The sequence below is a fragment of the Polaromonas sp. C04 genome (genome assembly GCF_002002705.1).
Classification (GTDB): Bacteria; Pseudomonadota; Gammaproteobacteria; order Burkholderiales; family Burkholderiaceae_C; genus Rhodoferax_A.
On sequence record NZ_MUNS01000012.1, the window covers coordinates 1 to 8,992 of the forward strand.

Genomic DNA, 8,992 nt, shown 5'->3' on the forward strand with positions numbered 1-8,992 from the left:
CCTGTGCAGGTAGCGCCATCGGTGCGCGACGCCGACATTGCGATCGCGCGCCAGAAGAAGGAGCTGGAGAAAGAAAAGCTCGCGCAGCAGCAGAAACTGGAGCAGGAGAAGCGCGAGCAGAAAAAAGAGCTGGACGCCGAGAAACGCGCGCAGGAAAAGCAGGCGGCGCTGGACAGGAAGAAACAAGACCAGCAGGAAGCCCAAAGGAAAGCGGCCGAGAAGGCACAGGCTAAAGCCGAGGCCCAAGCCGAGGCGAAGGCAGAGGCTAAAGCGCAGGCACAGGCGAAAGCGCAAGCTGAGGCCAAAGCACAGGCACAGGCGCAAGCGAAGGCAGAAGCGAAAGCCGAAGCGAAAGCCCAGGCGCTGGCCAAGGCGCAGGCCGACAAGCTGCATAAGGAAACCGTCAGGAACATGCTGGCGATGGCCAACGCCGCGGGCGGCGCCAACGCCACCGGCAATGCACTGCGCTCCTCCGGCCCGTCGGGCAGCTATGGGGCCCTTGTCGCCGCCGCGGTGCGGCCGAATGTGGTGTTCCCCGATGCCAACCTTGTGAGCGGCAACCCGGCGGCCGAATTCAACGTGCAACTGGCGCCGGACGGCACCATCGTCGGCACCCCCAAACTGGTCAAATCGAGCGGCCTGCCGGCCTGGGACGACGCCGCGCTGCGCGCGCTGCAAAAGACCGAGAAGCTACCACGCGACACCGACGGACGGGTGCCCCCGGCCCTGATTGTCGATCTCAAGCCGAAGCGCTGACGTTATTGTTTTTATAGCTTACTGAGAAGACCCGGTAAGGGCTACAGGCACTTTTCTATTGAACTCAGTGCTCCACCATGCAATTGCGCGACCGGCGACGCATGAAACCGGCGCAGCCAGATGCCAGGGATACCGCGGAACCGGCTTTGCCGGGCCGCCGTTATCGCCCCCTTGAGGGGGAGGCGCCGCAGGCGCTTCGGGGGTGTCTCATCCTAGTCATACACGATGGCCGCCTGCCTCTGCTCGGCCTGCGCCATCCAGCTGGCCAGTGCGGCATCGGTCGGGAAGAATTTGGCCTCGTCGCCGAGTTGCAGCTCGGCCGCCGCGCCGGTGTTGCCCGCCTGCCGCCGCACGCTGAGCCGCACGCCCAGGCCGCGCAACAATTCACCCTGCTCCGTCGTCTCGCGCCGGGGCGGAAAATCCTTCACCAGACGCGCGATGTCCGGCGCCTTGCCGTTCACCGCCACGCGCAAGAACTTGCCGAAGCGGCAGCGCGCCGTGGCCAGGTCCCAGACCTGGCTGATGCTGAAGCGCGGCTCGAAACCGCCTCGCCCCGGCTGCAGCCGTCCGCTCACAATCAGCACCTCGTCGTCCTTGAGCAGGTTGCGGTGGGTGTTGAGCACGGCCTCGTCCGCCGTGGCTTCGATCGCGCCCGACTTGTCGTCCAGCTTGAACAGCGCGAGCTTGCCGCGCTGGCTGTTGATCACGCGGAAATCACTCACCACGCCGGCGATCAGTTGCTGCTCGCGGCTGTCGATCAACTCGTCGACCGTGCGCTTGATGAACTGCCGCACCTCGTGCGACACCTCGTCGAACAGGTGACCCGACAGGTAAAAGCCGATGGCCGTCTTCTCGTAGGTCAATCGCTCCTTCACGCCCCACGGCGTGGCGTCCACCAGATCGGGCTCCTGTGTGCTCGAGCCGTGATCGTCATCGCCCATGTCGAACAGGCCGCCCTGGTTCACGTTGGCCTGTGCGGCGGTGGCGAAGTCGAACGCGCGATCCACCGAGGCGATCAGGGACGCGCGGTTGAGCTGCAGCGAATCGAAGGCACCGGCCTTGATCAGCGCCTCGAGCGCGCGCTTGTTGAACTTGCTGCGGTCCACGCGCACGCAAAAATCGAACAGGCTCCTGAACGGACCGCCTTCCTGGCGCGCCGCCACGATGGCATCGATAGCTTGCTGGCCGGTGCCCTTGACGGCGCCCAGGCCATAGCGGATCACGGTGTCGGAGATCGGCTCGAAGCGGTGAAAACCGCGGTTCACATCGGGCGCCTCGAACGTCATCCCCATCTTCAGGGCATCTTCGTGCAGCACCCGCAGCTTGTCGGTGTCGTCCATTTCCACCGTCATGTTGGCGCAGAAGAACTCGGCCGTGTAGTGCACCTTGAGCCAGGCCGTGTGGTACGCCAGCAGCGCGTAGGCGGCCGAGTGCGACTTGTTGAAGCCGTAGCCCGCGAACTTTTCCATGTCGTCGAACACGGCGTCGGCCTTGTCCGGGGCGATGCCCTTTTGCGCCGCGCCATCGCGAAAGATCTGGCGGTGCTTGGCCATCTCCTCGGCCTTCTTCTTGCCCATGGCACGGCGCAGCAGGTCGGCGCCGCCGAGCGAGTAGCCGCCCAGGATCTGCGCCATCTGCATCACCTGTTCCTGGTAGATCATGACGCCGTAGGTCTCGGACAGGATGGCCTCCACGCGCGGATCCGGGTAGACCACCGGCTCTTTCCCCTGCTTGCGCGCGATGTAGGTCGGGATCAGGTCCATCGGGCCGGGCCGGTACAGCGCGTTCATGGCGATCAGGTCTTCCAGCCGCGTCGGCTTGGCGTCGCGCAGCATGCCCTGCATGCCACGGCTTTCAAACTGGAACACGGCCTCGGTCTTGCCCTCGGCAAACAGCCGGTACACCGCCGGGTCGCCCAAAGGCAGGTTCTCGTAGGCGAAGTTTTCCTGCCCCTTGTGCCGCTTGACGATGAAGTCCTTCGCGATTTCCAGGATGGTCAGCGTGGCCAGGCCCAGAAAGTCGAACTTCACCAGGCCGATGGCTTCCACGTCGTCCTTGTCGAACTGGCTCACCGCCGAATCGCTGCCGGGCTGCTGATACAGCGGGCAAAAGTCGGTCAGCCGGCTCGGCGCAATCAGCACGCCGCCCGCGTGCATGCCCACGTTGCGCGTCATGCCCTCGAGCTTTTGCGCGAGCGCCAGCAGCGTCTTGACCTCGTCCTCCTTGTCCAGCCGCTCGGCCAGGATCGGCTCGGCCTTGATCGCGCCGTCGATCGTGATGTGCGTACCCGGCTTGTTCGGAATCAGCTTGCTGATGCCGTCGCAAAATGTGTAGCTCATGTCCAGCACGCGGCCCACGTCGCGGATCGCCGCGCGCGCGGCCATGGTGCCGAAGGTGGCGATCTGGCTCACCGCTTCCTTGCCGTATTTGAGCTTGACGTAGTCGATCACGCGGTCGCGGTTGCTCTGGCAGAAGTCGATGTCGAAGTCGGGCATCGACACGCGCTCGGGGTTCAGGAAACGCTCGAACAGCAGGTTGTATTGCAGCGGATCGAGGTCGGTGATCTTCAGCGCGTAGGCCACCAGCGAGCCGGCGCCCGAGCCGCGGCCCGGGCCGACCGGGCAGCCGTTGTTCTTGGCCCAGTTGATGAAGTCGCCCACGATCAGGAAGTAGCCCGGAAAGCCCATCTTCAGGATCGTGTCGATCTCGAACTCGAGCCGCTCCACGTAGCGTGGTCGCTCCCGGTCGCGCTGCGCCGCATCCGGGTACAGATGCGCCAGGCGCTGCTCGAGACCCTCGAAGGAGGCATGACGGAAGTAGTCGTCGGGCGAGAGCTTGCGCCCCTGCACCTCGGGCGTGGGAAAGTCCGGCAGCTGCGGCTTGCCGAGCACCAGCGTGAGGCTGCAGCGGCGCGCGATCTCCAGCGTGTTGGCCACGGCCGAGGGCACGTCGGCAAACAGCGCCTGCATCTGCGCGGCCGTCTTGAAATACTGCTCGCGCGTGAACTTGCGCGCACGGCGCTGGTTGCCCAGGATTTCGCCCTCGGCGATGCACACGCGCGCCTCGTGCGCCTCGTAGTCGTCCTCTTTGGTGAACTGCACCGGATGCGTCGCCACCACGGGCAGCTTCAGGCTGGCAGCCAGCTGCACGGCGGCGACCACATGGGCTTCGTCATCAAGACGGCCGGCACGCTGCAGCTCGATATAGAAGCGATGCGGGAACAGCGCGGCCAGCTGCAGCGCCGCCGCGCTGGCCCGGCTTGAGTCGCCCTGCACCAGCGCCTGCCCGACCGGGCCGGCCTGCGCGCCGGAGAGCACGATCAGGCCTTCGCCCAGCTCCGTCAGCCACGCCAGCTTGACGACCGCCAGAGCTTTCACGACGTTTTGCGTCCAGGCACGCGCCAGCAGCTCGGACAGGTTCAGGTAACCCTGGCGGTTTTGCACCAGCAGCACCAGCCGCGACAGGGCACCCGCGTCCGCGCCCAGCCCTTCGAGAAATATTTCTGTGCCGATCAACGGCTTGACGCCGGCGCCGCGCGCGGCCTTGTAGAACTTGATGGCGCCGAACAGGTTGCTGAGGTCGGTGATGGCCAGCGCGGGCTGGCCATCGTCGGCAGCGGCCTGGACAATTTCATCGATGCGGTTGGTGCCGTCGACGACGGAAAACTCGGTATGGAGACGCAGGTGAACAAACATAGACTGCATTGTAGGAAGCCGCCATTTCGCAGCGTGGGCTGGACGCAGGCATTTTGGGATCAGCCGCTGATTTGCTACAAAAGAAGGAGCCCCATGCGCAGGTGCCGTATGGGCTACAGCCCGAATTCATCGTGAATCGGGCCGGCTGACGGGGTCACACAATAAAGCGCTTTTCCGGCAGCGGAATGAACTCCGTCTCGCCCGGCACCTGGCCGATGGCCTGTGCTTCCCAGTCCCGCGCTGCCTGCGCGATGCGCTCCTTGCGGCTGGAGACAAAGTTCCACCAGATGAAGCGCCGTTCGGGCAGCGCATCGCCGCCCAGCACCATCAATCGCGCGGCCGCCGGGGCCACAAGCTCCACGCTCGCGCCCGGTGGCAGCACGGCCAGCGTGTGTGCGGCGACCGGCGTGCCATCGATCAGCAGATCGCCATCGACCGCATAGACCGCCAGCTCGGGCGCCAGCGGCGGCAGCGTGAGGCGGCCGCTTGCCGGCAGCGAGATGTCGAGGTAAATGGTTCTTGAGTAGGTCCCCACGGGCGAGGTCGCGCCAAGGGCTTCGCCGACCAGCACGCGCACATCGGCGTCTCCCGCCTTGAGCGCCGGAAGGGCGGCGGCCGGCGTGTGCGCGAAGCTGGGCGCAACCTCTTCATGCTCTCGCGGCAGTGCGGCCCAGAGCTGGATACCGTGGTTCACATAGGCCTGATCGCGCAGTTCCTGCGGGCGCCGCTCGGAGTGCACGATGCCGCGGCCCGACGTCATCCAGTTGATGGCGCCGGGTTCGATTTTTTGCACATAACCCAGGCTGTCGCGGTGCACCATGGCGCCCTCGAACAGGTAGGTCACGGTGGACAGCCCGATGTGCGGGTGCGGGCGCACATCATGATTCACACCGGGCTGCTCCAGCACCGGGCCGAAGTGGTCGAAAAACAGGAACGGGCCGATGGACTGGCGCTGTGCGGACGGCAGCAGGCGGCGCACCATGAAGCCGCCGCCGAGGTCATGGTCGCGCCCCGTGAGTTGCAGCAGCGCGCTCATTGGATCACCTCCGCGCGACGCGCTGCGGTATTCGCCTTGGGAGCGGCCCGGCGGCTCATGACAATCTCTCCACATGCGTGCTGATCTCGGTGGTGACCTGCGTCATGAGCTTGTGCACCGGGCACTTGCCCGCCACGGTGCCGAGTTCCTGCAACTGCGCGTCGGTGAGGTCGCCACTGATCTGCAGCGTGGCGGCAAGCCGGTACACACCCGAGCGTTCGCCCGAGTCGTCGCGCTCGATCACCGTGTGGATGTCGGCTACCGGGATGCCTTTCTTGCGCGCGTACCAGAGCACGGTCAGGGCCTTGCAGGCGCCCAGCGCCGCATCGTAAAAATCGTGCGGGCTGGGGCCGGCGTCGGTGCCGCCCTCGGCCACGCTGCCGTCGGCCAGCAACTCGTGGCTGCGGATGCGCAGCGTTTGCGCCATCGGCGCGGGTCCGGCGGGCGTGCTTTGGCGCCTGAGTTCAATGGCCATGAAAGACTCCTCGTAAAAGGAGCAATCTATCAGCCGTGCACCTTTGCTGCAATGCCGGCCACGCGTTGCCCGAACAGCCGTGCGGTCTCCAGGTCGCCGGGCGCCATCTCCATCGGGCTCGCGTCGGCCGGCGACGACGCGATCGCACCGCCGTATGACACCAGGTAGTTGACGTCGTTGCGCGTGGCGGCCTTGGTGTTGCTGGGCATCAGGCCCTGGCTGACCCAGATCATGGCGTGCTGCATGCTCAAATTGAAAAGGGTGGCGAGTGTCGCGCCCTTGTCGCCGTTCATGCCGGCGCTGTTGGTAAAGCCGCCCGCGATCTTGTCGCGCCAGCCCTGCGCATACCAGACCCGGCTGGAGGCGTCGGCAAACTTCTTGAACTGCCAACTCACATTGCCCATGTAGGTGGGCGAGCCGAAGATGATGGCATCGGCCGCGGCCAGGGTGTCCCAGCCGCCTGCGGGCAGATTGCCATCGGCGTCGATGGCCACCAGACTCACCGCGCCCGAGGCACCCGCGCCTTCGGCGACGGCCTGCGCCATGCGCTGGGTATGGCCGTAGCCGGAGTGATAAACCACGGCGACGCTTGCCATAGGTGTCCTTGTGCTTGCGTTGAAGTCTTCAGGCCGCGCGTCTGGCGTCCAGGCTCCAGGCGCCCGGGCCCCAGGCTGCCAGCGTCAGCAGGCCACCGATGACGGCAATATTCTTGAAAAATAGCAGTTGCATCACCATTTTCTGGTCCGCCGGCACGGACCAATAGTCGTGGAAGTAGAAGCTGGCGACCAGCGTAAAAAACGCCAGCACCAGGGCTACCCAGCGCGTGCGAAACCCGACAATCAAGGCCAGCCCGCCGCCAATTTCGATCACCAGCGCGAGGGCCGCAGATATCTCGGGTACCGGCATACCGGCTGATGTGATGTAGCCCACCGTGCCGGCAAAGCCCATGAGCTTGGCGATGCCCGCGGGCAAAAACAGCACCGCGATCAGCAGGCGGCCTATGAAGGACAAGGGGTTTTGAAGTGTGTTCGACATGTTGATTCCTGTAAGTTGAAAAGGTGAAATGGAAAAAGGGGTGAGTACGCAGGCTCGGCGATCCGCGCTCATGCGCTCAGGTCGAACACCAGCACTTCGGCGTCCTTGCCATGGGACAGGCTCAAGGTGCTTTCGCCCTCGATCAGCGCGGCGTCACCTGCCACGAGCTTGTTGCCGTTGACCTGCAACTCGCCGCGCACCAGGTGCACATAGCCCTTGCGCGCAGGGTTCAGCGTCAGCGTGGCGCCTTCAAGTCCATCGAACAGCCCGGCGTAAACCGAGGCGTCAGCATGGACCGTGACCGAGCCCTGCGCGCCGTCGGGCGAGGCCACCAGGCGCAGCGTGCCGCGCTTGTCAAGCTCGGGAAAGGTCTTTTGCTCGTAGCTGGGCGCAATGCCGAGCGCGTTGGGCTCGATCCAGATCTGCAGGAAATGCGTGGTCTGGTCCTGGGCGTGGTTGAACTCGCTGTGCTGCACGCCGGTGCCGGCACTCATGCGCTGCACGTCGCCCGGCGGAATGCCCTTGACGTTGCCCATGGTGTCCTTGTGCGCGAGGTTGCCCGACAGCACGTAGCTGATGATTTCCATGTCGCGATGCCCGTGCGTGCCGAAACCCATGCCTGGGGCGATGCGGTCCTCGTTGATCACGCGCAGGTTGCCCCAGCCCATGTGCTGGGCGTCGTAGTAGCCGGCAAACGAGAAGCTGTGGAACGACTTGAGCCAGCCGTGGTCGGCATAGCCCCTGTCCTGTGATTTGCGAAGTGTCAGCATGATGCGTTCTCCTGGAATGAACTGAACTGTAGGCGCTGCGGCGGCAAATACCATGCATCGCGTTTGATGGCATCATTCAAATTATTTGAATCAAAAGCCGAATTCCATGCAAACTCCCCGCGATGCCCTGACACCCGATGCGTTCGCCATGCTGCAGGCGATTGCCGCGGCCGGCAGCTTTGCCGCGGCGGCGCGTGCGCTCGGCCTGGTGCCCAGCGCGCTGACCTACCGCGTGCGCCAGATCGAGGACGCGCTCGACGTGTTGCTGTTCGACCGCAGCTCGCGCCAGGCCCGCCTGACCGCGGCCGGCCGTGAACTGCTGGTGGAGGGCGCGCGCCTGCTGGGCGAGATCGACGCGGTGGCAAACCGCGTCAAGCGCGTGGCCACCGGCTGGGAGCCGCAGCTCACACTGGCGGTGGACAGCGTGGTCTCGCACACCACCATGATGGAATTGTGCGAGGCCTTTTTTGCGCTGGGGCCGCCGACCGCGGTCAAGCTGCGCGAGGAGGCGCTGTCGGGCACGCTGCAGGCGCTGACCTCGGGCCAGGCCGACCTGGCCATCGGCGTGGCCATGGAGCCCGCCACCAGCATCGGCGTGCACAGCAAGCCGCTGGGCCAGATTCACTTTGTCTTTGCCGTGGCGCCGCACCATCCGCTGGCCAGCGCCCCCGAGCCCTTGAGCGACGAGCTGATCCGCCGGCACCGCGCCGTGGCCGTGGCCGACTCGGTGCAGCGCGGCGGTGGCATGACCTTCGGGCTGCTCGGCGGGCAGGAGGTGCTGACCGTGCCCGGCATGCCGGCCAAGCTGGAGGCCCATGTGCGCGGCCTCGGCTGCGGCTTTCTGCCCGAGCCGCTGGCGCGCCCCTACCTCGAGACCGGCCGACTGGTGGCGCGGCAGGTTGAGCGCCCGGCCCGGCTGGTGCGCTTCAGTTACGCCTGGCGCACGGCCACCCGCACCCCGCAGGGGCGGGCACTGCAATGGTGGCTGGCGCAACTCGAGAGCCCGGCCACCCGCGCTGCCCTGCTGGAGCGCCAGCAAGGGTTTTAGATGGAGCCCCCACGCTTGTCGCTTCGCGTACTACGCTGCCCCCTGAGGGGGCCGAACTTGCTCGGGGCGGCCCTTCGCGGCGTTCAATCCCCCACGCTTGCCACTGCGTGTAGAGTGCGCTCATGCCCACCCTACAAAGTACAAAGATGAGAAAACCTCCCCGTGCCCCGTCTACCC

The 8,992-nt window shown here is 65.7% G+C and carries 8 protein-coding genes; 2 read left to right on the forward strand and 6 right to left on the reverse strand.

Features of this window, described 5'->3' with window-relative positions; genetic code table 11:
• Window positions 1–21: 21 nt before the first annotated feature.
• Entirely contained in the window at window positions 22–756 is a 735-nt protein-coding gene (gene tolA / locus B0E49_RS00150) for a cell envelope integrity protein TolA (protein WP_168174972.1), read from the forward strand.
• A gap of 212 nt (window positions 757–968) precedes the next feature.
• Here tolA and dnaE read toward each other — a convergent pair whose 3' ends face one another.
• From dnaE to B0E49_RS00180, 6 genes are all read right to left on the reverse strand, one after another.
• On the reverse strand, window positions 969–4,451 hold the full coding sequence (gene dnaE / locus B0E49_RS00155; RefSeq protein ID WP_077559954.1) for a DNA polymerase III subunit alpha: 3,483 nt from the start codon (window positions 4,449–4,451) through the stop codon (window positions 969–971).
• 154 nt (window positions 4,452–4,605) lie between these two features.
• Window positions 4,606–5,487: a pirin family protein gene (locus B0E49_RS00160; protein ID WP_077559955.1), complete on the reverse strand. Its 882-nt coding sequence runs from the start codon at window positions 5,485–5,487 to the stop codon at window positions 4,606–4,608.
• A 55-nt stretch (window positions 5,488–5,542) separates the two neighbouring features.
• On the reverse strand, window positions 5,543–5,962 hold the full coding sequence (locus B0E49_RS00165; protein WP_077559956.1) for an OsmC family protein: 420 nt from the start codon (window positions 5,960–5,962) through the stop codon (window positions 5,543–5,545).
• 29 nt (window positions 5,963–5,991) lie between these two features.
• Window positions 5,992–6,558, reverse strand: coding sequence for a flavodoxin family protein (locus tag B0E49_RS00170; protein ID WP_077559957.1), 567 nt, complete (start codon window positions 6,556–6,558; stop codon window positions 5,992–5,994).
• Between the two features lie 28 nt (window positions 6,559–6,586).
• On the reverse strand, window positions 6,587–6,997 hold the full coding sequence (locus B0E49_RS00175; protein WP_077559958.1) for a DoxX family protein: 411 nt from the start codon (window positions 6,995–6,997) through the stop codon (window positions 6,587–6,589).
• Window positions 6,998–7,065: 68 nt separating this feature from the next.
• Window positions 7,066–7,767 (reverse strand): pirin family protein, encoded by a 702-nt coding sequence (locus tag B0E49_RS00180; protein ID WP_077559959.1) that lies wholly within the window; start codon window positions 7,765–7,767, stop codon window positions 7,066–7,068.
• 106 nt (window positions 7,768–7,873) lie between these two features.
• Between B0E49_RS00180 and B0E49_RS00185 the strand changes: the two genes are divergently transcribed.
• The gene (locus B0E49_RS00185; RefSeq protein WP_077559960.1) at window positions 7,874–8,815 is read left to right on the forward strand and encodes a LysR family transcriptional regulator; all 942 of its coding nucleotides are present in this window, start codon (window positions 7,874–7,876) and stop codon (window positions 8,813–8,815) included.
• The last annotated feature ends 177 nt before the right edge of the window (window positions 8,816–8,992 follow it).